Genomic DNA, 24,161 nt, shown 5'->3' with positions numbered 1-24,161 from the left:
CTGCCTCAAGCGCTACATCGTCCGCGAGGTCCACACCGCCCTCCTCGCTGACTTCACCACCCTCAACACCCCTTGACTTCCATAGGAGCATCCCCGGGCGCCTACCAACTTGAGTACATGGACGACTCACCCCCCGACCCGTCCACGCCATCAACTTCGTAGCGCCCCGACAGCCCCACCCCGCACCGGAACCGAGCCACGAATCCGGCGTACGACGGGGCCGGGGGCGACCGTGCCCGGCGCAGGGATCAAGCCTGACCGCCCGGAGCCGGGCACGGTCGCGCCCGGCCCTCAACCGCAACCACTACTCAGGCGAGGTGACGAAATCGATCAACCGCTCCATCGCGTTGATCAACGGCGTCTCCACGTCCGCGAAACTGTCCACCCGGGACAGGATGTGCCGCCACATGTCGGCCGGCTCGGCCACCCCGAGCGCGGCGCAGACGCCCTCCTTCCAGGGCTGCCCGGGCGGCACCACCGGCCACGCCGCGATGCCCAGCGCCGCCGGCCGCACCGCCTGCCACACGTCCACGTAGGGGTGACCGGTGACCAGCACGTGGGGTGAGGTCACCCGGGCCACGATCCGGCTCTCCTTCGAACCGGGGACGAGGTGGTCGACAAGCACCCCGAGCCGCCGGCCCGGCCCGGGCGCGAACGTGCGCACCTCGTCGGCGAGCGCGTCGATGCCGTCGAGCGGCTCCACCACCACGCCCTCGATGCGCAGGTCGTCGCCCCAGATCCGCTCGACGAGCGCGGCGTCGTGCACACCCTCCACCCAGATCCGGCTGGCCTTGGCGACCTGCGCCCGCACGCCGTCCACGGCGACCGAGCCGGAGGCCGTCCGACGCCGGGCGGCCGGGACCGGGGCGCGAGCCGGGCGGCGTAGCGTGACCGGCCGGCCGTCGAGCAGGAACGCGGCGGGCAGCAGCGGGAAGTTGCGCCGCCGACCGTGCCGGTCCTCCAGCACCACGGCGCCCGAGTCGAAACCGACCACCGCGCCGCAGAACCCGGAGTCGGCGTCCTCGACCACCAGGTCGGGCTCGGCGTCGACCTCGGGGGTCACCTTCCGCCTCCGCCAGTCGCCCGCCAGCACGTCCCCGTCGTATCGCCCCGCCATGGCGATCACGCTAGTCATCGGGCCGGCGGGTCGCCCGCCGACGCGCCGGCCCGGGCACCACCCGAGGGCGTACGAAACGGTGCGAACGGGGTAGTTGGGGGCAGGCCACGCCACCCGTGCGGCAGCCGAGACAGCGGCGGCGGCCACCACGTACCCTTTCCGCATGTCCTCCCCCGCAACGGGCGCGGCCACGCTGGCTGCGCGCCGGTCAAGCCGGTTCGTCGCCTGGGTACGCGCCTGGCGCGCCGGCCTGGTGCCGTTCGACGAGGTCGCCGACGCCATCGCCGGTGACGAGGAACACCTCGTCGCGGACGCGCCCGGCACCTGGACCGACGTGTCGCTGCGGGAGGCGCTGCCGAGCCTGGCCAAGCACTCCCCGGACGAGATCCGCCTGGTCCTGCCCGCACCGGGCGACCCGCGCGGGCTGCCCGGGCCCGGCGCGTTCGCCGGGGCGGCGCTGCTGGCCGGCGAGGCGGTGGTGGCCAGCGGGCTCGGGCTGGTGCCGGAGGTCCGCACGCACACCTCCGGCTCCGGGATGACCTGGGAGACGGTGCTGTGGCGGGTCCACGCGCTGCCGCCGGACGCGCCGAAGGCGTCCCTGACCGCGCCGGGCGCGGCGGAGGCCGAAGCCGAACTGGCCACCGCGCTGGCCGAGACGACCGCGGCACTGACCCGGCTGGACGTCGCCCAGTGGCGGCCCGAGCTGGCCGGCGCGCTCGCCGCACTGCGTCGCCCCGACGGCGCCACCGACCTGCCACCCGGCTTCGACCCACGGTCCCGCCGGCTGTTCGCCCGCGCCGCCGTGCTGGACCGGGTGCTCGCCCTGGCCGGCGAGAGCGCCCCGGGCGGCGCGGTGAACACCCACGAGGCGCAGCAGCGGGACGCGGCGCTCCGACCGCTGACCACCGCCTGCCGGCAGGCGCTGGTGGCCGCCTGCAACGCCCCGCTGCGGCTCTAGGCCCGCCGGCTCAGACCTCGTCGATCAGGTCGGCCACCGAGTCGACGATCCGGGACGGTCGGTAGGGATAGCGTTCCGCCTCGGCCCGGGTGCTGATGCCGGTGAGCACCAGGATGGTCTCCAGCCCGGCCTCCAGCCCGCACAGGATGTCGGTGTCCATCCGGTCGCCGATCATCGCGGTCGACTCCGAGTGGGCGTCGATGGTGTTCAACGCGGAGCGCATCATCATCGGGTTGGGTTTGCCGACGAAGTAGGGCTCCACGCCGGTCGCCTTGGAGATCATCGCGGCCACCGAGCCGGCCGCCGGCAGGGCCCCCTCGACCGACGGGCCGGTGGCGTCCGGGTTGGTGCAGATGAACCGCGCGCCGTCGTCGATCAGCCGGATCGCCTTGGTGATCGCCTCGAAGCTGTAGGTGCGGGTCTCCCCGAGCACCACGTAGTCCGGGGCGAAGTCGCTGAGCACGTATCCCACCGCGTGCAACGCCGTGGTCAGGCCGGCCTCGCCGATCACGTACGCGGTCCCGCCCGGCCGCTGGTCGGCCAGGAACTGGGCGGTGGCCAGCGCGGACGACCAGATCGCCTCCTCCGGCACGTCCAGCCCCATCCGGGCCAGCCGGGCCTGGAGGTCGCGCGGGGTGTAGATGGAGTTGTTCGTCAGCACCAGGAACGGCTTGCCCGAGGCGCGCAGCTTCTTGACGAACTCCGGAGCGCCGGGCACCGGCTGCCCCTCGTGCACCAGCACGCCGTCCATGTCGGTGAGCCAGCTCTGCACCGGCTTGCGGTCATGCATCTCGTGTCGTCCCCAGGGGTGTGTCGGTGGTCGGTCGGGCTCAGGGCCGGCGGGCCGAGGGCACGCAGCACAGCGCCGGGCAGGTGTCCCAGGCCGGCAACTCGCCGAGCCGGCGGCGCAGCCGCTCCCCGTCCGGGGCAGTGCGCTCCAGGACCAGCTCCCGGACCATCGCCACGAAGCGCGGGTCGGTGCCCGGAGTGCCGGCGCGGACGAAGTCCAGGCCGAGCTGCTTGGCCGTCTCCAGCGCCTCGGTGTCCAGGTCCCAGACCACCTCCAGGTGGTCGGAGACGAACCCGATCGGGCTCACCACCACAGCGGTCACGCCCTGCTCGGCCAGGCCGGTCAGGTGGTCGTTGACGTCCGGCTCCAGCCACGGCACCTGCGGCGGGCCGGACCGGCTCTGCCAGACCAGGTCGTACGCCAGGTCGGGCGCGGCGGCGGCGTGCACCAGCCGGGCGGTCTCTTCCATCTGGGCGGTGTACCGGCCGCCGTGCGGGCCTGCGGTGGCGGCCGCCGAGGCCGGGATCGAGTGCGCGGTGAACACCAGCCGGGTGCTGTCCCGCCGGGCCGGGTCGAGCTGGGCCAGCGCGGCGCGGACCGCGTCGACGTGCGGCTCGACGAAACCCGGATGGTCCCAGAACTGGCGCAGCTTCTCGATCAGCGGCGCATCCGAACCGACCGCGGCCCGCGCCGACGCGATGTCCTCCTGGTACTGCCGGCAGGAGGAGTAGCCGCCGTACGCGCTGGTGACGAACGCCAGCGCCCGGGTGATCCCGTCGTCGCGCATCTGCGCCACCGTGTCGGCGAGCATCGGGTCCCAGTTGCGGTTGCCCCAGTAGACCGGCAGGTCGACGCCGTTGGCGGCGAAGTCCGCCCGGATCGCCGCCAGCAGGTCGCGGCACTGCTGGTTGATCGGGGACACGCCACCGAAGTGCAGGTAGTGCTCGGCGACCTCGGCCAGCCGCTCCGGCGGCACCCCCCGCCCGCGGGTCACGTTCTGAAGGAAGGGAAGCACGTCCTCGGGCCGCTCCGGGCCACCGAAGGAGACCAGCACCAACGCGTCGTACGCCATGGCCCCATTCTTCCCCGCCCGCCGTGACGCGCGTGCGACGCCCCCTGCTCAGCGCGGTAACGACCCGGGGAGTCGGTGTTAAGCGGGGCCCCTTCCTATGCCTCAGGCGTTAAGAAGGGGCCCTTCCTTTCCGCTCAGGCGCCGAGGGCGTGGTAGCCGCCGTCGACGTGCACGATCTCGCCGGTGGTGGCCGGGAACCAGTCGGACAGCAACGCCAGGCAGGCCCGGGCGGCCGGCTCGGAGTCGGACAGGTCCCAGCCCAGCGGCGCGCGCTCGGACCAGGCGTCCTCGAACTGGCTGAACCCGGGGATCGACTTGGCGGCCATGGTGCGCAGCGGGCCGGCGGCCACCAGGTTGCTGCGGATGCCCTGCTTGCCCAGGTGCAACGCCAGGTAGCGGGAGGCGGACTCCAGCCCGGCCTTGGCCACGCCCATCCAGTCGTAGACCGGCCAGGCCTTGGTGGCGTCGAAGGTGAGGCCGACCACGGCGCCGCCGGCGGACATCAGCGGCAACGCCGCCATGGCGAGGGACTTGTAGGAGAACGTGGAGACCTGCAACGCGGTCGCCACGTCGGCCCACGGCGCGTCGAGGAACCCGCCGCCGAGGCAGCTCTGCGGCGCGAACCCGATCGAGTGCACCACCCCGTCCAGGCCGTCGACGTGCTCGCGCACCTTGTCGGCCAGCCCGGCCAGGTGCTCGTCGTTGCTGACGTCCAGCTCGATCACCGGCGCCGGCTCGGGCAGCCGCTTGGCGATCCGCTCCACCAGGGAGAGGCGGCCGAAGCCGGTGAGCACGACCTGGGCGCCGTTCTCCTGGGCGAGCTTCGCCACGGAGAACGCGATCGAGGCGTCGGTGATGACGCCGGTGACCAGCAGCCGCTTACCGGCCAGGAGTCCGGACATGCGCAATTCCTCCGTGCTCTCGTCAGTCAGTGACCCATGCCCAGGCCGCCGTCGACCGGGATGACGGCGCCGGAGATGTACCCGGCCGCGTCCGAGGCCAGCCAGGTGACCACGTCGGCCACCTCCGCCGGCTGGGCGAACCGGCCGGCCGGGATGGCCTTGCGGTATTCGGTGCGGCGCTCCTCGGGCAGCGCCGCGGTCATGTCGGTGTCGATGAAGCCGGGCGCCACCACGTTCGCGGTGATGTTGCGCCCGCCCAGCTCACGGGTGATCGAGCGGGCCACCCCCACCAGGCCGGCCTTGCTAGCGGCGTAGTTGACCTGGCCGGCGCCGCCGTAGAGGCCGACCACCGAGGAGATGAAGATCATCCGGCCCCACTTGGCCCGGAGCATCTTCGTCGAGGCCCGCTTGGCGACCCGGAAGGAGCCGGCCAGATTGGTGTCGAGCACGCGGGTGAACTGCTCGTCGGACATCCGCATGATCAGCGTGTCGTCGGTGATGCCGGCGTTGGCGACCAGCACCTCCACCGGGCCCAGCTCGGCCTCCACCGTGGCGAACGCGGCGTCCACCGACTCGGCGTCGGTCACGTCGCACCGCACCCCGAACAGCCCCTCCGGCGCGTCCCCGCTCCGGTGGGTCACCGCCACCCGGTCACCCTGCTTGGCGAAGGCCTGCGCGATGGCCAGACCGATGCCGCGGTTTCCGCCGGTCACCAGCACGGTACGGGCCACGGGTCCCCCTGAATCTCGGTCTGATCTCTCGGTCGGTGGCGAGCCTAGGGGTTACCGACAGGTAAGCGCTAACCCGCCCAGCTCAGCGGCCGGCCGTGTCCTCCCGCCCGGCCCGGCGCGCGACACCGCCACCCCCGGTGTACGCTGATCACTGTCTGCGGGCCGGTCTGCGCCCGCGCTCCGGGCTCCGCCGACCGCAGGAGGTGATCGCTGTGCGAGATAGCGATCCTCCTAGTCGTGGCCGGGCCCACCGTCAGCCCCGCTGAGCCACGGCTCGGTCGACGCGGCTGACCCGCTTCCCGCCCTCCGCACCGCACCCGCTCTCCGGCGTTCCACCGCCGGGGGTGGCGCTGCCGCGCGGCGGAGCACCCGGTCACGACTTCGTGTGTGTCCCTCCCGGTCCCCCGCACGGCCCGCCTCACCGGGCCGAAGTCGCCACGGAGCACAACCATGAGCCGTTACGCCGCACCGCTGGGCTTCACCCTCGCCGCCGTCTGGGTGGCCGTCCTGTTCGTACTGGCCGGCGGCGGTCACTGACCACCGCCGGCCCGGCCCGGCCCGGCTCAGATCAGCCGGGACGTCCACAGCAGGCTCAGCGCCCCGGCGCAGAGCGCCAGCAGCAACGCGACGCCCGCGTACCACTGGGTGACCTCGCGCGGCTCGGTGCGGTAGCCGATCGAGCTGCCCATGTCCTGGTAGACCTGCTTCAGCTCGCTCACCGAGGCGGCCTCGTAGAAGAAGCCCTGGGTGGTCTCCGCGAGCTGGGACAGCGCGCTGCGGTCCACCGGCACCCGCTGGAGCTGGCCGCCGATGTCCACCTGGCCGGAGTCGGTGCCGAACGCGATGGTGGAGACCGGCACGTTGGCCGCCTGCGCCGCCGCGGCCGCCTCCTCCACCGAGCGGCCCGACGTGCGGTAGCCGTCGGAGAGCAGCACGATCCGGGCCGGCGGGATGCCGGCGGCGCCGTCGGCCGGCACCGACCGGATCGCCTCCAGGCAGGTGAACACCGCCTCCCCGGTGGCGGTCGCCTCGGCCAGCACCAGCCCGTCGATGGCGGTGGTCACCGCGCCCCGGTCCTTGGTGGGCGGCACCAGCACGTTCGCCGACTTGGCGAACGAGACCAGGCCCAGGTTGTAGCTCTCCGGCAGCTCGCCGACGAACTGCTTGGCCGCCTCCTGCGCGGCCTCCAGCCGGTTCGGCGCCACGTCGTCGGCCTGCATGGACAGCGACACGTCGATGGCGAGCATCACGGTCGCCCGTTCCAGCGGCTCCCGGGTGTCGATCGCCGGCCGGGCCAGCCCGGTCGCCAACACCAGCAGGCAGAGCAGGAACGCGGTCGCCGCCGCGTGTCGCCGCCAGCCGAGCCCCTTGGGCGCGACGGTACGCAGCAGGTCGACGGTGGTGAAGCGCAGCGCGTACTGCCGGCGGTGCAACTGCCGCCAGACGTACGCGGCGGCGAGCGCCAGCACCGGCAGCACGGCCAGCAGCCACCACGGTTGCAGAAAACGGATCATCGGGTCGTCCCTCGGGTACGGGCGTGCCGCTGCGCGGCGACGAAACGCACCATGTCCAGCAGCCAGTCTCGGTCGGTACGCAGGCGCAGGTGGGCCGCGCCGGCGGCGCGCATCTCGGCGGCGATCGCCCCGCGCTGGGCGGCCGCCGCCTCGGCGTACCGGCGGCGCAGTCCCGGATCGGCGGTCTGCACCTCGTGCAGCTCCCCGGTCTCCGGATCGACCACCGGCAGCACCCCCACGTCGGGCAGTTCGAGTTCCCTCGGGTCGACCACCTCGACGGCCAGCACGTCGTGGCGGACCCGCAGCTTACGCAGCGGCCGGCCCCACTGCGCCGGCGGTGACAGGAAGTCGGAGATCACCACCGCCACGCCGCGCCGCCGGGGCGGCCGGTTGAGCGCGTCCACCAGCGCGCCGAGGTCGCTGCGCCCGGGGCGGATCTCGGTGCCGGCGACGGCGCGCAGCAGCCCCTGCGCCTCCTTGCGTCCGCCCCGGGCGGGCAGCCGCAGCAGCGTCCCCGGCGCACCGGTGGTCGCGCCGGTGCCGACCACCGCGCCGATCCGGTTGCCACCGCGCACGGTGAGGTGGGCCAGCGCGGCCACCGCGGCGACCGCCACGTCCCGCTTGAGCCACCGCCCGGTGCCGAAGTCGAGGCTGGCGGAGAGGTCGACCGCCAGCCACGTCTCCAGTTCGCGGTCGGCCACCGTACGCCGCACGTGCGGCATGGTGGTGCGGGCGGTCACCGGCCAGTCCATCCGGCGCACGTCGTCGCCGGGCCGGTACTCCCGGGACTCCCCCGCCTCGCTGCCCGGGCCGGGCAGCAGGCCGGCGTAGTCGCCCTGGAGCAGCCCGTCCAGCTTGCGGGTGACCATGAGCTGGAGCCGGGCCAGCACGGCGCCGGAGCGCTCGCCGGCGGCCGGCAGCCGGGTGGGCGGCGTCACGGGCGCTGCCCGGGCCACCCGTTGTGCGGCACGGCCGGTGGCGGTGGTGTGGCCTGCTGACGGGGGGCCACCGCGGGCAGCGGGATGGTCGACATCACCCGGTGCACGATGTGGTCGGCCGGCACGTCGTCGGCGAGCGCGTCGTAGCTGAGCACCAGCCGGTGGCGCAGGATGTCCGGCGCGATGTCCTGCACGTCCTGCGGCAGCGCGTAGTCCCGGCCGCGCAGCAGCGCCAGCGCACGGGTGGCCCGGACCAGGCCGAGCGAGGCGCGCGGGCTGGCGCCGTACTGGATGAGCTGGGCCACGTCGGGCATCCCGTGCTCGGCCGGGGCGCGGGTGGCCAGCACCAGCCGGACCGCGTAGTCGACGAGCGCGTTGTGCACGAAGACCTGGTCGGCCTTGCGCTGGAGCGCGATCAGGTCGGGGGTGTCGAACACCCGGGCCGGCTCGGGCGGGGCCACGCCCATCCGGTAGACGATCTCCCGCTCCTCGGCGTCGGTCGGGTAGCCCACCACGATCTTCATCAGGAACCGGTCCCGCTGCGCCTCCGGCAGCGGGTAGACGCCCTCCTGCTCGATCGGGTTCTGGGTGGCCATCACCAGGAACGGGTCGGGCACCCGGTGCGACTCACCGCCGATGGAGACCTGCCGTTCGCTCATCACCTCGAGCAGCGCCGACTGCACCTTCGCCGGCGCCCGGTTGATCTCGTCGGCGAGCAGGAAGTTGACGAAGACCGGGCCCAGCTCGACGTCGAACTTCTCGCTGGACTGCCGGTAGATCCGGGTGCCCATGATGTCGGCGGGCACCAGGTCGGGGGTGAACTGGACGCGGGCGAAGGACCCGCCGACGACCCGGGCGAGCGTCTCCACGGCGAGCGTCTTGGCCACGCCGGGCACCCCCTCCAGCAGGCAGTGCCCCCGGGCCAGCAGCGCGACGAACATCCGCTCGACCATCCGGTCCTGCCCGACGATCACCCGTTTGATCTCGAACAACGCGCGTTCCAGCAGCGTGGCGTCCTGCGCCGGGGTGGTGACGGCCGGGGGCGGCGGGTCCGGCGTCGCCTCGGTCGGGTTCGGCACGTCGGGCGTGGTCGGCTGGGCCACCGGTCCTCCACAGCTGGGTAGTCGTCGCGGCGTGGTGCGTGTCAAGACTGTCATGCCTTGCTGAGAGCCGAGGGTGGGAGAGGCACGATTTTCGCCACGCCGTCGGAGTCCGGTGGAAAACGCTGAACACGGGTGGACAACAAGGGGTCCGGCGCGTGTACGATTCACCCCGTCGCCGGGCGGCTCCCCCCGTGGCCGCCCGGCGCTAAAACTCCCCGGTGTGCGGCTCTAGACTCGCCCCGGTGACCACTCCCCACCCTGATGACGCGCCGATCTGCTCGGCGCGGGGGTGTCGCGCCCCCGCGGTGTTCCAGTTGCGCTGGCGTAACCCCCGCCTGCACGCGCCCGACCGGCGCAAGACCTGGCTGGCCTGCCCGGCGCACCGCGCCTCGCTGGGTGACTTCCTCGACGCGCGCGGCTTCCTGCGCGAGGTGGTGCCGCTGCCCGGATCGCCTACGCTCGAAGCGTGAGCGCGCAGACGATCGGATTCCGCGCCGCCGGTGGACGCGGCGGTTCCCCCCGGTGAGCGCCGACGGCCACGCCGGCCGGCCGGCGTCCCCGCCCGGCCCGTTGGAGCCCTGGCCGGACACGGTCCGCTGGCAGCCGATCTCCCGCGACCTGATCTGGGTGGAGCTGATCCGGCTCGGCATCGGTCTCGCCGTGGCGCTCGTGGTGCTCGGCACGGCCTGGGCGCTCTCCGGGCACTGGCTGCTGGGCGCCGCCGTCGCGGTGGCGCTGCTGCTGTCCGCGTGGCGGGTGGTCACCATCGTGCGCGCGGTGCGGGCCTGGGGGTACGCCGAGCGCGCCGACGACCTGCTGGTGCGCCACGGCCTGCTGGTGCGGCGGCTCTCCATCGTCCCGTATTCGCGGATGCAGTTCGTCGACGTGAGCGCCGGTCCGCTGGAGCGCGCCTTCGACCTGGCCACCGTGCAGTTGCACACCGCCGCGGCGGCCAGCGACGCCCGGGTGCCCGGCCTGCGGCCGGCCGAGGCGTCGCGGCTGCGCGACCGGCTCACCGCGCTGGGCGAGGACCGGGCGGAGGGCCTGTGAGCGCGAGGAGCGAGCCGGTCCTGCGAGCCCCGCAGTCGCGAACGAAGGACGGCACCGCGAGCGCGAGGAGCGAGCCGTGACGGACGGGCAGCAGTGGCCGCCACCGCCGGTCCACGGTCCGCCGTCCACCCCACCGCCCGGCCCCGCCCCAGCACCCGGGCCTGCTCCGGGTCCGTGGCCCGGGGCGGGTCCGCAGCCGGCGCCGGGCCCCGGGTCCGGGCCGGTGCCGCCGCCTCCCGGAGCGTGGGTGCCGGCGCCGTGGGGGCCGCCGGGCGAGACGGAGCCGCGACAGCGGCTGCACCCGTTGAGTCCCGCGCTGCACGGCGCGAAGTCGCTGGTCGTGGTGATCGCCGGGCTCTCCTGGTCGACCCTGTCCCGGGTCGGGTTCGGCTGGTTCGCCGCGCTGGTCGCGGTCTTCGTCCTCGGCGCCACCGTGCTGTCCGTGGTGAGCTGGTGGAACACCGGTTACCACGTGGTCGGCCGGGAGCTGCGGGTGTACGAGGGGCTGCTGTGGCGGCGTACCCGGGCCATCCCGCTGGAGCGGTTGCAGGCGGTGGAGGTGGTCCGGCCGCTGCTGGCCCAGCTCACCGGGCTGGCGGAGCTGCGGCTGGAGGTGGTCGGCGGCGGCAAGACCGAGGCGCCGCTGGCGTACCTCGGGGTGGCCGAGGCCGCCGCGCTGCGCCAGCGGCTGCTCGCCGTGGCCGGCCGCGCCCCGGCGTCCGCGCCGGCCACGGTCGGCGCGCCATCCACCCCTGCCCCGGCCGGCCGGCGGCTGCACGCCGTACGCAATCAGGATCTGCTGGTCAGCCAGTTGCTCACGCCGCAGGCGTTCCTGCTGCCGTTCGGTCTGGCGTTCGTGGTGGCGCAGTTCCTGTCCGAGGGTTCCTGGTCGTTCATCGCGGTGGCCAGCACGCTGACCGCGATGGCCGGCGTGCTGCTGCAACCGGTCCGCCGGGTGCTCGACGACTGGAGCTTCCGGCTGGACGCCGACGGCGACACGCTCCGGGTGCACAACGGGCTGCTGGAGACGCGGGTGCAGACCGTGCCGCTGCACCGGGTGCAGACCGTCGGGGTGACCTGGCCGCTGCTCTGGCGGATGAAGGGCTGGTTGCGGCTGCGGCTGGAGGTGGCCGGCTACTCGGCCGGCGAGCCGGACGACCGGAACCGCCCGGACCGGCTGCTGCCGGTCGGCGACGCCGGCACCGGCGAGCGGGTGGTGGCCGAGGTGCTGCCCGGCGTGCGGCTGGACGCGCTGCCCGGCACGCCGCCGCCGCGCCGGGCCCGCTGGCTGCGCCCGCTGAGTCGGGCGGTGGTCGGCGTCGGGCTCGACGAGCGGGTCTTCGTGGCCCGGTCCGGGTTGCTGACGCGCTCGGTGACGCTGGTGCCGTACGCCCGGATCCAGAGCGTGCGGGTCACCCAGGGGCCGGCGCAGCGACGGCTGCGGCTGGCCACCGTGCACGCGGACACCGCCGGTGGGGCGGGCGCGGCGGCGGTCGACCGGGACCTGGCCGACGCGTGGGAGCTGGCCGCGGAACTGACCGCGCGGGCGCAGGCCGCGCGCTCGGCCGACCGGAGCCGCTGACCCGGCGGCGCCCGGGGCCGCTCAGCGGCGGTCGGCGGGCACCGCGTCCTGGTCGGCGGCGAGGGTGGTGTCCGGGCCGGCGGCCGGCGCGGTGACGCCGGTCACGGCGGCCGGCGTCCCGTCCCGGCGGGCCCGTCGGGCCCGCCACCAGCGCTCGGCCAGGCCGACCACGAGGAACGTCATCCCCACGTACGCCCAGCCGACCAGCACGTCGATCAGGTAGTGCTCGCCGCTGTACATCAGCGTGAACGTCATGGCCAGCGGGTACGCCAGCAGCAGCGGCCACCACCGCTTGCGCACCGAGCGGAGGAAGAACAGCACCACGAACAGCGCGAACGCGGTGTGCAGCGACGGCATGGCGGCCACCGGGTTGGAGGCGATCTGCCCGGCGTTGAGCAGGTTGCCCGCGCCGTGCATGCCGATCTCCTTCCAGCCCCGGGTGGAGATCCGGGCGACCTCGGTCAGCAGCCCGTTCTGGGCCGCCCACCACGGCGGGGCAGCCGGATAGACGAAGTAGGTGACCAGCCCGGCCGCGCACAGGAAGCCCCACCGGGTCATGTACCCGATCCAGCGCTGCCGGTTGCGCATCCAGAGCACCGCGGCGGCGGCCAGCGTGGCCACGAAGTGCGAGAAGTAGATCCAGCTCACCAGCACGTCCCACCAGCGCACCTGGCTCGGGTCGTAGAGGCGCTGCTGGAGCCAGACGGTCGGCACCTCACCGCCGGTGGCCCATCCGGTCAGGAACCGGTCGGCGACGATCAGCTCCATGGCGTGCGGGGTCGCGCCGTTGTCGGCGAACCCGCGGGACAGATTGTACGCGGCGAGCAGCAGCACCACCGGGATCCAGTCCCGGGCGAAGCGCAGGTGGCTGCGCCACGGGCGGTTCGAGTTCCACGCGACGGTGCCGGCCCAGATCCAGAGGAACGCGTACGCCGGGTCGGTGGGCAGGCCGATGGCGAGCCAGGTGACGACGAAGGCGACGCTCCAGACAGCCATCGCGATCACGCGACGGCGCCCGCCGTCGGGGGAGGCGGTGGGTCCGGCGGGGGCGGGGGGCGGGGGATCTGTCAGCACGGCCATCGCCGACAAGGTTAACGGCGGGCGTCCGGCCGGCCGACGCCGACCGTCCGGGGAACGGTCCGGGCCGTCACCCGGACGCGGTACGACTCCGACCGCGCTGCACTAGGCTCGGCCGCATGCAGGAGCAGTCGGAGTCGCCCTTCGCACCGGGCCTGACCGCCCGCGTCGAGCTGACCGTCACGGACGCGGACACCGCCGAGGCGGTGGGTTCGGGGGACGTGCCGGTGCTCGGCACGCCCCGGGTGGTGGCGCTGGCCGAGGCGGCGACCGTGGCGGCCGTCGCGGCCCGGCTGCCGGCCGGGTCGACCACGGTCGGCGTCCGGGTCGAGCTGGAGCACCGGACGGCCACCCCGGTCGGGCGGACCGTGTCCGCGCACGCCGAGCTGGTGAAGGTGGACGGCCGCCGACTGGTCTTCGAGGTGACCGTCACGGACGGGCCCGCGGTGGCCGCGCAGGGGCGGGTGGAGCGGGCGCTCGTCGACCGGCGGCGCTTCGTCGAGCGGGCCGGGCGCACGCCGTGACCGTCCGCTTCACCGAGATCGCCGCCGGTGTGCACCTGCTGCGCGAGCCGCTGCTGCGGGTCAACGTGGTGCTGGTGGTCGGCGACGGCGCCGCGCTGCTGGTGGACACGCTCTCCACCGCCGGGCAGGCGCGGGAGCTGGCGTCGGCCGCCCGGGTGGTGACGCCGCACCCGTGGGTGATCGTCAACACCCATCACCACTTCGACCACTGCTTCGGCAACGCCACGCTGGCCGCCGAGCCGGGCACCGAGGTGTACGCGCACGCCCAGGCCGTCGCGGCGTTGCGCGACCAGCCCGACGCGCTGCGCCGGGCGGCGTACGAGGAGATGCGCGCCGAGCAGCCGGCGTTGGCCGAGGAGCTGGCGCGCACCGAGCTGCGGACGCCGACGCACGAGGTCCGCGAGGAGACGGTGCTGGACGTCGGCGGGCGGCGGGTGGTGCTGCGCCATCCCGGGCACGGGCACACCGACGCCGATCTGGTGGTGCACGTGCCGGACGCGGACGTGCTGGTGGCGGGCGACCTGGTGGAGCAGAGCGGGCCGCCGGCGTTCGAGGAGTCGTACCCGTTGCGGTGGCCGGACGCGGTGGCCGACCTGCTGCGGCTGACCACGCCGGCCACCGTGGTGGTCCCGGGTCACGGCGAGCCGGTCGACGTGGCGTTCGTGCGCGAGCAGCACGCCCAGCTCGCCCGGCAGGCGTGGCTGATCCGGGCCGGTCACACCGGCAGCGCCCCGCCGGAGCGGGTGGCGGCGGAGTCGCCGTTCGGCGCCCGGCCCGGCCTGATCGCGGCGCGGCGCGGCTACGCCGAACTCGACGGCACGGCCTGATCGCCGCCCGGCTCGGCCTGGTCTCGACGGCACGGCCTGATCGCCGCCCGGCTCGGCCTGGTCTCGACGGCACGGCCGGAGGCGGTCCGCCGATCCCCGTTCCCCGGCCCCGGTCAGGGGCGGGCGCGCAGCGCGATGAGCAGCGCGTCGAGGTGCGGGGCGGCGGCCAGCACGGCAGTCCGGGCCACCGGGTCCAGCTCGGCGAGCGCCTCGGCGAGCAGCGCGGCGCGGTGGACCTCGTGGTCGGCCATCCGTCGACGGGCGGCCTCGGTGAGGCGCAGCCGGATCACCCGGCGGTCGGCGGGGTCGCGGTCGCGGACCAGCAGCCCGGCGTCGGTGAGGTCGCGGACCAGTGTGCTGACCGTGTTCGGCGCGGTGCCGAGCCGCCGGGCCACCTCCTTGCCGCTGATCCCCGGCGTGGCCCGGACCAGCAGGAGCACCTCCACCTGCGCCTCGGGCAGCGGCTCCCGGTCGGCGCGGGCGACGGTCCGGCGGCGCAGCAGCCGGTGCAGCTCCCCCAGCCCCGCGCCGAACCGCGCGATCTCCTCGTCGCCCGCCACCGGGTCACCTGCTTCACATCGCAACAGTTCTGACTACAGAGCTAAGGTAACCCGGACCACCGGATCCAGGGGGACCTCTCGTGCACCAGACCGTGCGGCCCGCCGCGCGCCCACCCGTCGACCGACCCGCCGGACGGGGCGGCGGCGTGAGCCTGCTGGTGCTGCTCGGCACGCTCACCGCGATCGGCCCGCTCTCGCTGGACATGTACCTCCCGGCGTTCCCGGCGATGACCCGCGAACTCGACGCCGACCAGGCCGGCATCCAACTCTCGTTGACCACCTGCCTGATCGGCCTGGCGCTCGGTCAACTGGTCACCGGCCCGCTCAGCGACCGCTGGGGGCGACGCCGGCCGGTCCTGGTCGGCGTCGTCGCGTACGCCGTGCTGGCGCTGGCCTGCGCCGCGGCGCCGAGCGCCCCGCTGCTGGCCGCCGCGCGGTTCGCCCAGGGGCTGGCCGGCGGTACGGGCATCGTGGTGGCCCGCGCGGTCGTCCGTGACCTCTACGCCGGTCGGGACGCCGCGAAGTACTTCTCCCGGCTCACCCTGGTCTTCGGGGTGGCGCCGGTGGCCGCGCCGAGCGTCGGCAGCCTGGTGCTGCGGTTCGGCTCTTGGCGGGCGGTCTTCCTCACCCTGGCCGTCATCGGGGCGGTGCTCGCCGTGGCGGTCGCGCTGCGCCTGCCGGAGACGCTGCCGGCCGAGCGCCGCAGCACCGGCGGCCTCGCCGCCACCGCGCGGACCATGCGCGCGCTGGCCGGTGACCGGGTCTACCTCGGGTACGCGCTGACCCAGGGCTTCGCGTTCGCCGGCCTGTTCGCGTACATCTCGGGGTCGTCGTTCGTGTTCCAGGACGTCTTCGGCGTCTCGGCGGTCGGGTTCGCCGTGGTCTTCGGCGTCAACTCGCTCGCGCTGATCGCCACCGGGCAGGCGAACGCCCGGCTGCTCGACCGGTTCAGCCCGCGCCGGCTGCTGGTCACCACGCTCGCGGTCAGCCTGGTCGCCGCGCTCGGCGTGCTGACCGGCGCGCTCACCGGCAGCCTCGCCGGCACCGCGGTGGCGCTGTTCGTGTTCGTCGGGTCGCTGGGCATGGTGATGCCGAACAGCACCGCGCTGGCGCTGGACGCGCACGCCCGGCACGCCGGCACCGCCGCCGCGCTGATGGGCGGCATCCAGTCGGTGGTCGGCGCGCTCGCCGCGCCCCTGGTCGGTCTCGGTGGCGAGGGCAGCGCCCTCCCGATGGCCGTGGTCCTGACCGGCGCCGCCGCACTCGCCCTGCTGGCCGTCCGCGCGCTCGCCCGCCCCCGCTGATCTCCGGCGCGGGCCGCCCAGCCGGCGTTAACAGGGGCCCCCGCCTCTACCGGAGGCGTTAACCGGGGGCCCCGCCTTTCACGCGAAGCGGGCGGTGACGGCGGCGCGGGTGGGCATGGCGGTGGCGCCGCCGGGGGACTCGCAGACCAGCCCGGCGACCCGTAGGGCGAAGGCGACCCGGTCGCGCCAGCCGCGCGCGTCGGCCGGCTCGCCGGCGGCGAGCAGCTCCGCCACCAGCGCGCCCATCACCGAGTCACCGGCGCCGGTGGCGTCCACCGCGTCGACAGTCGGCGCGGGCACACGCACCACCTCGTCGGCGGCGGCGACCAGCGCGCCGTCCGCGCCGAGCGTGACCACGACGGTGGTCGCGCCCAACTCCCGCAGGTACGCGGCGACGCCCTCGACCGGCTCGTCCGGATAGAGCACCCGGGCGTCCGCGCTGCTCAGCTTCACGAGGTGCGCCGCGGCGGCGAACTCGGCGACCACCCCGCGCAGCCCGTCCAGCGCGCCGGGCGCGGTGAGCAGGCTCGGGCGCACGTTCGGGTCGAACACGCGCAGCCCGCCGGCGATCGACCAGGCCCGACGCGCGGCGGCCAGCACCGGCGGGTCGAGCAGCACGATCGAGCCGCAGTAGAGCACGTCCGCGCCCTCGACCAGGGCCACGTCGAGGTCGTCCGGGCCGAGCAGGGCGTACGAGCGCGGCTCGCCGTAGAAGCGGAACTCCGGCTCGGGGCCGGCGAAGGTGGCCACGGCCAGCGCGGTCGGGGCCGGCACGGTCACCGCCCCGGCCACGCCCACCCCGGCGTCGGTGAGGAAGGCGCGGACCCGGCCGGCGAGCGCGTCGTCGCCGAGCGACCCGACGAACTGCACGTCCCCGCCGAGCCGGGCGATCGCCACCGACACGTTGAGCGGCCCGCCGCCGACCGCCTGCCGGTAGACGGGCGCCCCGTCGTGCTCGGCGTCGAGCAGGTCGACGAGCGCCTCGCCGAGCACCACCGCGTACCCCATGCCTGCTCCTCCCGGTTGTCCTCCCCCGATCCTGGCGCATGCCGGGAACCGGCGCGACGGAACCCCGACGCATCGACCGGCGGCTATTGCATGCGGCGGTCGGACGTGATGGGATTGCGCTGACGGGAGGGCGCGGTGGGCTGCCGCGCCGCCGGGTCGAGCCGACGCGAGGGGCATCCGCGGTCCGTGGCACGGACCGCAGGCAGTGCGCGTTCCCCGACGGCCCCGGCCGCACGCCGACCGCCGGGCGCGGGCACCGCGATCGTCGCATCCGCTCGTCGCAGCGGGGCAGGCCGAGGGTGGGCCGCTCCGCGAGTCAGGAGATCCCCGTGCACCGATCCCGTACGGCCGCGCTCGTCACCGCGGCCCTCACCCTGGCCGTGGGCGCGTTCGCCCTGGCCAGCGGGCCCGACCCGGCCGCCGCGCACGGCGCGGCGATGACGCCGGGCGCCCGCACCTACCTGTGTTGGAAGGACGGCCTCACCGGCACCGGTGAGATCCGGCCGAACAACCCCGCCTGCTCGGCGGCGGTCGCCCAGAACGGGGCGAACTCGCTCTACAACTGGTTCAGCGTGCTGCGCTCCGACGCGGGCGGCCGGACCACCGGGTTCATCCCCGACGGCAAGCTGTGCAGCGGCGGCAACCCGAACTTCAGCGGCTACGACGCGGCCCGCAACGACTGGCCGATCACGCACCTGACGGCCGGGCGGTCGATGGAGTTCCGCTACAGCAACTGGGCGCACCACCCGGGCACGTTCTACTTCTACGTCACCAAGGACAGTTGGAGCCCGACCCGGGCGCTGGCCTGGAGCGACCTGGAGGAGCAGCCGTTCCTCCAGGTGACCAACCCGCCGCAGAGCGGCGCGGTCGGCACCAACGACGGGCACTACTACTTCAACGGCACGCTGCCGAGCAACAAGAGCGGCCGGCACATCATCTACTCGCGGTGGGTCCGCTCGGACAGCCAGGAGAACTTCTTCGGCTGCTCGGACGTGACGTTCGACGGCGGCAACGGCGAGGTGACCGGCATCGGCTCGGGCAACAACCCCACGCCGACGCCGACCAGCCCGACCCCGACCCCGACCAACCCGACGCCGACGCCCACCAGCCCGACGCCGACGCCGACGCCGACCGGCCCCACGCCGACGCCGACCATGCCGGCCGGCAACTGCATGGCGGTCTACAAGGTGGTCAGCGCCTGGGGCGGTGGCTTCCAGGGCGAGGTCATGATCATGAACCACAGCACCCGCACGTACAGCGGGTGGACCGCGAGCTGGACCTGGCCCAGCGGCCAGACCATCAACCAGGTGTGGAACGGCACGCTGAGCGGCAGCGGGGCGTCGGTGACGGTCACCAACGCCGCGTACAACGGCAGTGTCGCGCCGGAGGGCACCACCACGTTCGGCTTCACCGCGAACTTCTCGGGCCAGAACACCCTGCCCACGGTCACCTGTACCGGCCGGTGACATCGCACTGAGAAGGGCCCCCGGCAGCGCGCCGGGGGCCCTTCGTCACGCCCGCATCAGCGGACCATGCTGCCCACGACCGGCTTGGTGAGCAGCGCCGACTGGTTGCGCTGGATGCCCGGGTCGAGCGTCTTCGCCACGAAGATCGCGTGCCAGACGCAGAAGATCAGCACGGTCCACACCTTGCGGGAGTGGTCGGCCTCCTCCCGCTTGTGCTCGTCGAGCAGGCGCATCGCGTACGACAGGTCGATCAGGTCGCCCGCACCGGAGGTGGCCAGCACGTGCCGGGCCCACTCGTACATCTCGCCGCGCAGCCAGACCCGGGTCGGGGTGGGGAAGCCCAGCTTCTTGCGGTTGACGATGGCCGGCGGCACGACGCCCTGCAACGCCTGGCGCATGGCGTACTTGGTGGCCTCGGAGCGCGGCGGCAGCTTCAGGTCGACCGGGATGCCGGCGGCGACGTTGAACACCTCCCGGTCCAGGAACGGCACCCGGACCTCCAGCGAGTGCGCCATCGAGATCCGGTCCGCCTTGACCAGGATGTCGCCGCGCAGCCAGGTGTAGAGGTCGACGTACTGCATCTTGGTGACGTCGTCCAGCTCGGTGCACTCGGCGTAGATCGGCGCGGTCACGTCGGTGTAGCGCACCGACGGGTCGTACCGGCGCAGCAGGTGCTGCTTCTCCTCCTCGGTGAACATCCGGGCGTTGCCGTAGTAGCGCTGCTCGATCGGCGTGGTGCCGCGCTCCAGGAAGCTCTTGCCCTTGACGCCCTGCGGGATGGCCTTGGAGACGGCCCGCAGGCCCTTCTGCACGCCGTCCGGGAGACCGTTGACCGAGCTGAGCGAGAGCGGTTCCCGATAGATCGTGTAGCCGCCGAAGAACTCGTCCGCGCCCTCGCCGGAGAGCACCACGGTGACGTGCTCGGCGGCCTTCTTCGCCACGAAGTAGAGCGGCACCAGGGCCGGGTCGGCCACCGGGTCGTCCAGGTGCCAGACGATCTTCGGCAACGCGTCGATCATGTCCTGCGGCCCGATCTTGGTCGGGATGGTGGTCACGTCGAGGTGCCGGGCCGAGTCCTGGGCCACGTCGATCTCGGAGTAGCCGGGCACGTCGTACCCGACCGTGAAGGTGAGGATGTTCGGGTTGAACTCGCGGGCCAGCGCCACCACGGCGGTGGAGTCGATGCCGCTGGACAGGAACGAGCCGACCGGCACGTCCGAGCGCATGTGCATCCGGACGCTCTCCCGCAGCGTCTCCCGGATCTCGTGGTAGAGCTTCTGCTCGTCGGTCACCGGGGCCGGGCGGAACACCGGCCGGTACCAGCGGCGCACGTCGATCCGGCCGTCCGGGGTCCAGGTGAGGTACTCCCCCGACCCGATCCGGCTGATCCCCTTGTGCAGCGTGCCCGGCTCCGGGACGTACTGGAGGGTCAGGTAGTGGCTCAGGTTCGCCGTGTCGATCCCGGCGTCGCCCTGGTAGGCGGAGTGCGCGAACGGCAGCAGCGCCTTCTTCTCCGAGGCGAGGTAGAGGCCGTCGGCGGTCTGGAGGTAGTGCAGCGGCTTGATGCCGAAGTAGTCGCGGGCGCCGAAGGCTCGCCGCTCCTGCCGGTCCCAGATCACGAACGCGAACATGCCGCGCAGCTTGGTGAGCACCCGCTCACCCCAGTAGTGGTAGCCGGCGACGATCACCTCGCCGTCGCCGTTGGTGGCGAACTGGGCGCCGTAGTCGCGGATCAGCTCGTCGCGCAGCTCGATGTAGTTGTAGATCTCGCCGTTGAACGTGAGCAGGTAACGACCGCCCGCGTAGGGCAGGGGTTCGTGGCTGAGCGCCACGTCGATGATCGCCAGCCGCTTGTGCGCGAACACACCGTCCGCGTACCGGCCGGAGGCGTCGCCGACCACCTCGACCCCGGTCTCGTCCGGGCCACGGTGGTGCAGGCACTCCAGTGCGCCGGCGATGTTGTCGCGGTGGGCGGCGGCGTCACCGCGCGCGCTGAAGAAGGCCAGGAGTCCGCACATGCCGGCCATCTTTCCACGCGCCGGAAGCCGCCGTCGCGGCACCGCAGGCACTCCCCGCTGACGTGTGCGCGGTACCGTCGGGACCAGCGATGGGGCTCAGGGAGGGGCGGATCATGACCGAGGAGCGGACGCAACAGGGCAAAGCGGCGGACGGCACGGAGTCGCACGACCCCGACTTCCCGGAGGCGTTCCTGACGTTCATGCGGCAGGGCTGGCGGGACACCGAACTGCCGGTCGCACCCCGCCCGGAGGTGCCCAACCACGCCAAACGACGGGCCGCGCTGGCCGAGGCGTTCCCGGGCGAGACGCTCGTCATCCCCACCGGCAACGAGAAGGTCCGCGCCAACGACACCGAGCACCGGTTCCGGCCGGGCAGCGACTTCGCGTACCTGACCGGCGACCTGGAGCCCGACAGCGTCCTCGTGCTGCGGCCGGGCGGCGAGGCCACGCTCTACATGCGGCCCCGGTCGTCCCGGGTGACCGACGAGTTCTTCCGCAGCCGGCACGGTGAGCTGTGGGTGGGTCGCCGGCCGACGCTGCGCGAGAAGTCGACCGAGCTGGGCCTGCCGACCGCCGACCTGAGCGAGCTGGACGCGGCGCTGGCCGAGCTGGCCCCGGGGCGCACCCGGGTGCTGCGCGGCTTCGACGCCCGGGTGGACGCCGCCGTGCGCCGGTACGACGGCGCACGCGCCGAGGGCCAGCCGGGCCGCGACCGGGAGTTGGCCATCGCGATCTCCGAGCTGAAGCTGGTCAAGGACGAGTGGGAGATCGCCCAGCTCCAGGAGGCGTGCGACGCCACGGTGCGCGGCTTCGAGGACGTGGCCCGCGCGCTGCCGGCCGACCGGCCGATCTCCGAGCGGCTGCTGGAGGGGCTGTTCGCGCTGCGGGCCCGGCACGACGGCAACGACGTCGGCTACGGCTCGATCGTCGGGGCCGGCGAGCACGCCACGATCCTGCACTGGGTGCACAACCACGGCGCCACCCGCCCGGGTGACCTGCTGCTGATGGACATGGGCGTGGAGAACCGCAACCTCTACACCGCCGACGTCACCCGGGTGCTGCCGGTCGACGGCCGGTTCACGCCGCTGCAACGTCAGGTCTACGACGCGGTCCACGCCGCCCAGCAGGCCGGCATCGACATGTGCAAGCCGGGGGTGGGGTTCCGCGACGTCCACCTGGCGTCGATGCGGGTGCTCGCCGAGGCGCTCAAGGACCTGGGGCTGCTGCCGGTGAGCGTGGACGAGGCGATGGATCCGGCCTCGACGGTCTACCGCCGCTGGACGCTGCACGGCACCAGCCACATGCTCGGCATCGACGTGCACGACTGCGCGAACGCGCGCAAGGAGACGTACCGCGACGGGCCGCTCGGCGAGGGGTACGTGCTCACCGTCGAGCCCGGTCTCTACTTCCAGCCGGAGGACGAGCTGGTCCCCGAGGAGCTGCGCGGCATCGGCGTCCGGATCGAGGACGACATCCTGGTCACCGCCGACGGCCCGGTTAACCTCTCGGCCGGGCTGCCGCGTGCCTCGGGCGAGGTGGAGACCTGGCTGGCCGAGCAGCGCGAGGCGGGCCCGCGCCTGCCGGGCTGATCCACCGACCGTTCGTCTCATCGGCCCCGTGACGCCTGCCGCGTCGCGGGGCCGATGCCGTTGGTGTCGCCGCCGTCCTTCAACGACCTTTATGCGGGCTTTCTTCGGATACACGCCTCTCGCGAGGATCCTTCTCCTACGGTGTGGTTCAGGGGCTGCAACCGTTTTGTAGCTTTTCGTGCGGCCCATGGCGGTACGACCCGTTCGAGGAGACACCGAAGGGTGGAGGGCGCGCATGTCCCACGACATAACGGCACCCGAGGGCGGGGCGCCGACCGTGGCCCCGCCGGCGAACAGGCGGCGGGCACTCTGGGTCGCCACCGGCGTGGCCGGGCTGACCGGGGTCGTCGGGCTGGCGGCGCTGGGTGGCCTCGCCGCCCGAAACGACAGGGCCGGCGATCCGGAACGGGTGGCGGAGAACCGCCCCGCCGCACCGCGGGAGGCCGGCGACCACCCGCCCGCCGCCGACCCGAAGGGTGGGGACGGGCCCGACGGGGAGGGCCAGGACCGCGGCGAGTGGGGCGGCGAGGACGAGCACGGCAAGGCCCGCGAGGTTCCCTGCGACGACGACGCCCTGGTCGACGCACTCGAACTGACCAACCGCGACCACGGCGGCACCCTCAAGCTCGCCGAGAACTGCACCTACGAACTCGGCGTCAAGGACCGCAAGGTCGGCGGCGGCCTGCCCGAGATCACCCAGGACGTCACCATCAAGGGCAACGGCTCCACCATCAAACGCGACGCCGAGGACACCTTCCGCATCTTCCGCGTCGCCGACGGCGGCCACCTCACCCTTGACGACCTGACCGTCTCCGGCGGAAACGCCTCGGTGTCCGCGTACCCGGGTCGACCGGCGACGACGGGCCCGGCGGACACGGACGGAGAACAGGGCGCCGGTGACGGCGGCGCGCTGCTTGTCGAGCGCGGCGGCAAGGCCCACCTCCGGCGGGTCGATCTCACCCGCAACAACGCCGAGCACGACGGCGGCGCGGTGGCCAACTTCGGCCGGGTGTGGCTCACCGACAGCACGGTCCGGCGCAACCACGCGCAGGGCGACGGTGGCGGCGTCTTCAACCGGGGCCTTCTGACCATCGAGAAGTCGCAGGTCGACGACAACACCGCCGCCGGCAGCGGCGGCGGCGTCGCCAACGGCAACGACGTCGGCGTGCGGCACGGTACGGGCCGCACCGGGACGCCGACCGGTCCCGGCCGCGACCGCGGCGTCGTGGAGATCGCCGGGGCGTGGGACGGCAAGGAGGGCGAGGGCTCCTCGCTGTCGGACAACCGCGCCGGACGCAACGGCGGCGGGCTGTTCAGCAGCGGCGGCTACGTCACCGTCTCCTTCACCCACATCACCGGCAACACCGCCTGCGAGAACGGCGGCGGCATCTACGCCGAGAACACCGACCTCGACCTCGACAAGGTCGTCGTCGCCGACAACCACGCCGACGGCGACGGCGGCGGCATGCTGGCCACCGGCGGCAGCGCCACGATCGCCGGCAGCGTCGTCGTCGACAACACCGCCAACCGCTTCGGCGGCGGCATCTACAACGGCGAGTGGCTCGTCAAGATCGAAGACGGCTTCCTCACCCGCGACCACGACGAGGACGACAACGCCGCCCTCACCCTGCACAACACCGTCATCAAGGGCAACACCGCCCTCAACGGCGGCGGCATCTTCAACAACAAGGCCACCATCACCCTGACCAAGACCCACGTCACCAAGAACACCGCCACCGACACCAGCAAGCTGCACCGCGTCGCCGGCGGCATCCTCAACAACGAAGGACACGTCAAGCTCGACGACGAATCCCTCATCAGCGACAACGACCCCACCAACTGCGCCAACACCGTCAAGGACTGCTTCAACTGATCGCACCACCACATAACCGGGAGCCCTCCTTCCGCCCCGCCGGGCGGAAGGAGGGCTACCAACCCGCCGGCTGTCGCGGGGTCGCACCCGCCCGGAGGTCGCCACGTCGGGCAAAACGGCGTCGAGCGACCTTGTGGGCACCATCGGGTCATCCCGCC

General features: G+C 73.7%; 22 protein-coding genes. 10 read left to right on the top strand and 12 right to left on the bottom strand.

Translation table 11 applies throughout. The features are described from left to right. Positions 1–304 precede the first annotated feature (304 nt). Positions 305–1,117, bottom strand: coding sequence for a DUF3097 domain-containing protein (locus tag AB0B02_RS31375; protein ID WP_357306602.1), 813 nt, complete (start codon positions 1,115–1,117; stop codon positions 305–307). Between the two features lie 163 nt (positions 1,118–1,280). Between AB0B02_RS31375 and AB0B02_RS31370 the strand changes: the two genes are divergently transcribed. Beyond that, positions 1,281–2,075: a hypothetical protein gene (locus tag AB0B02_RS31370; protein WP_107156861.1), complete on the top strand. Its 795-nt coding sequence runs from the start codon at positions 1,281–1,283 to the stop codon at positions 2,073–2,075. A gap of 10 nt (positions 2,076–2,085) precedes the next feature. Here the strand turns inward: AB0B02_RS31370 and AB0B02_RS31365 are convergent, their stop codons facing one another. From AB0B02_RS31365 to AB0B02_RS31335, 7 genes are all read right to left on the bottom strand, one after another. Continuing rightward, entirely contained in the window at positions 2,086–2,865 is a 780-nt protein-coding gene (locus AB0B02_RS31365) for an HAD-IIA family hydrolase (protein WP_357306597.1), read from the bottom strand. Positions 2,866–2,905: 40 nt separating this feature from the next. After that, positions 2,906–3,937 (bottom strand): ferrochelatase, encoded by a 1,032-nt coding sequence (locus AB0B02_RS31360; RefSeq protein WP_357306593.1) that lies wholly within the window; start codon positions 3,935–3,937, stop codon positions 2,906–2,908. 134 nt (positions 3,938–4,071) lie between these two features. Continuing rightward, positions 4,072–4,839: an enoyl-ACP reductase FabI gene (fabI, locus tag AB0B02_RS31355; protein WP_107156859.1), complete on the bottom strand. Its 768-nt coding sequence runs from the start codon at positions 4,837–4,839 to the stop codon at positions 4,072–4,074. Positions 4,840–4,865: 26 nt separating this feature from the next. After that, on the bottom strand, positions 4,866–5,570 hold the full coding sequence (locus AB0B02_RS31350; RefSeq protein ID WP_281938718.1) for a beta-ketoacyl-ACP reductase: 705 nt from the start codon (positions 5,568–5,570) through the stop codon (positions 4,866–4,868). Positions 5,571–6,133: 563 nt separating this feature from the next. Further along, complete coding sequence (locus tag AB0B02_RS31345; protein ID WP_107156857.1) at positions 6,134–7,084, bottom strand: VWA domain-containing protein; 951 nt, start codon at positions 7,082–7,084, stop codon at positions 6,134–6,136. Next, positions 7,081–8,040: a DUF58 domain-containing protein gene (locus AB0B02_RS31340; protein ID WP_281938715.1), complete on the bottom strand. Its 960-nt coding sequence runs from the start codon at positions 8,038–8,040 to the stop codon at positions 7,081–7,083. Before AB0B02_RS31340 ends, AB0B02_RS31345 begins: the two co-directional genes overlap by 4 nt. Further along, entirely contained in the window at positions 8,019–9,125 is a 1,107-nt protein-coding gene (locus AB0B02_RS31335) for a MoxR family ATPase (protein ID WP_107156856.1), read from the bottom strand. The genes AB0B02_RS31340 and AB0B02_RS31335 overlap by 22 nt, the downstream gene beginning before the upstream one ends. A 242-nt stretch (positions 9,126–9,367) precedes the next feature. On the opposite strand from AB0B02_RS31335, the gene AB0B02_RS31330 reads away from it, so the two are divergent. The 3 genes from AB0B02_RS31330 to AB0B02_RS31320 all read left to right on the top strand — a co-directional run bounded on the left by AB0B02_RS31330 (position 9,368) and on the right by AB0B02_RS31320 (position 11,757). Then, positions 9,368–9,595, top strand: a complete 228-nt coding sequence (locus AB0B02_RS31330; protein ID WP_357306587.1) for a hypothetical protein — start codon at positions 9,368–9,370, stop codon at positions 9,593–9,595. A 52-nt stretch (positions 9,596–9,647) separates the two neighbouring features. After that, the gene (locus AB0B02_RS31325; protein WP_281938711.1) at positions 9,648–10,175 is read left to right on the top strand and encodes a PH domain-containing protein; all 528 of its coding nucleotides are present in this window, start codon (positions 9,648–9,650) and stop codon (positions 10,173–10,175) included. A 247-nt stretch (positions 10,176–10,422) separates the two neighbouring features. Further along, complete coding sequence (locus AB0B02_RS31320; protein WP_281938709.1) at positions 10,423–11,757, top strand: PH domain-containing protein; 1,335 nt, start codon at positions 10,423–10,425, stop codon at positions 11,755–11,757. Between the two features lie 21 nt (positions 11,758–11,778). Here AB0B02_RS31320 and AB0B02_RS31315 read toward each other — a convergent pair whose 3' ends face one another. Then, positions 11,779–12,837 carry a phosphatase PAP2 family protein gene (locus AB0B02_RS31315; protein ID WP_281938707.1) on the bottom strand — a complete coding sequence of 353 codons (1,059 nt, stop codon included), beginning with the start codon at positions 12,835–12,837 and terminating at the stop codon, positions 11,779–11,781. A 116-nt stretch (positions 12,838–12,953) separates the two neighbouring features. Here AB0B02_RS31315 and AB0B02_RS31310 point away from each other — a divergent pair, with 116 nt between their 5' ends. Then, a complete protein-coding gene (locus AB0B02_RS31310) occupies positions 12,954–13,358 on the top strand; it encodes a hotdog domain-containing protein (protein WP_357306580.1) in 405 nt (134 codons plus the stop codon). Next, positions 13,355–14,185 carry an MBL fold metallo-hydrolase gene (locus tag AB0B02_RS31305; RefSeq protein ID WP_357306577.1) on the top strand — a complete coding sequence of 277 codons (831 nt, stop codon included), beginning with the start codon at positions 13,355–13,357 and terminating at the stop codon, positions 14,183–14,185. Before AB0B02_RS31310 ends, AB0B02_RS31305 begins: the two co-directional genes overlap by 4 nt. A gap of 113 nt (positions 14,186–14,298) precedes the next feature. On the opposite strand, the gene AB0B02_RS31300 is transcribed toward AB0B02_RS31305, so the two are convergent. Next, positions 14,299–14,745 carry a MarR family transcriptional regulator gene (locus AB0B02_RS31300; protein ID WP_281938702.1) on the bottom strand — a complete coding sequence of 149 codons (447 nt, stop codon included), beginning with the start codon at positions 14,743–14,745 and terminating at the stop codon, positions 14,299–14,301. 80 nt (positions 14,746–14,825) lie between these two features. Between AB0B02_RS31300 and AB0B02_RS31295 the strand changes: the two genes are divergently transcribed. After that, on the top strand, positions 14,826–16,049 hold the full coding sequence (locus AB0B02_RS31295) for a multidrug effflux MFS transporter (RefSeq protein WP_281938700.1): 1,224 nt from the start codon (positions 14,826–14,828) through the stop codon (positions 16,047–16,049). Between the two features lie 78 nt (positions 16,050–16,127). Here the strand turns inward: AB0B02_RS31295 and AB0B02_RS31290 are convergent, their stop codons facing one another. Continuing rightward, positions 16,128–17,057: a carbohydrate kinase gene (locus AB0B02_RS31290; RefSeq protein ID WP_281938698.1), complete on the bottom strand. Its 930-nt coding sequence runs from the start codon at positions 17,055–17,057 to the stop codon at positions 16,128–16,130. Positions 17,058–17,380: 323 nt separating this feature from the next. Between AB0B02_RS31290 and AB0B02_RS31285 the strand changes: the two genes are divergently transcribed. Further along, entirely contained in the window at positions 17,381–18,523 is a 1,143-nt protein-coding gene (locus AB0B02_RS31285; RefSeq protein ID WP_281939319.1) for a lytic polysaccharide monooxygenase, read from the top strand. A gap of 56 nt (positions 18,524–18,579) precedes the next feature. Here AB0B02_RS31285 and asnB read toward each other — a convergent pair whose 3' ends face one another. Next, complete coding sequence (gene asnB / locus AB0B02_RS31280; protein ID WP_281938697.1) at positions 18,580–20,541, bottom strand: asparagine synthase (glutamine-hydrolyzing); 1,962 nt, start codon at positions 20,539–20,541, stop codon at positions 18,580–18,582. A gap of 113 nt (positions 20,542–20,654) precedes the next feature. Between asnB and AB0B02_RS31275 the strand changes: the two genes are divergently transcribed. Continuing rightward, positions 20,655–22,130, top strand: a complete 1,476-nt coding sequence (locus tag AB0B02_RS31275) for an aminopeptidase P family protein (RefSeq protein WP_281938696.1) — start codon at positions 20,655–20,657, stop codon at positions 22,128–22,130. A gap of 235 nt (positions 22,131–22,365) precedes the next feature. After that, complete coding sequence (locus tag AB0B02_RS31270; RefSeq protein ID WP_357306570.1) at positions 22,366–24,003, top strand: hypothetical protein; 1,638 nt, start codon at positions 22,366–22,368, stop codon at positions 24,001–24,003. The last annotated feature ends 158 nt before the right edge of the window (positions 24,004–24,161 follow it).

Origin of the sequence: Micromonospora sp. NPDC049240, from assembly GCF_040647835.1 — a bacterium.
Classification (GTDB): Bacteria; Actinomycetota; Actinomycetes; order Mycobacteriales; family Micromonosporaceae; genus Micromonospora.
The sequence above is the reverse complement of the archived record's forward strand: the minus strand, read 5'-3'. Positions and strand labels throughout refer to the sequence as shown.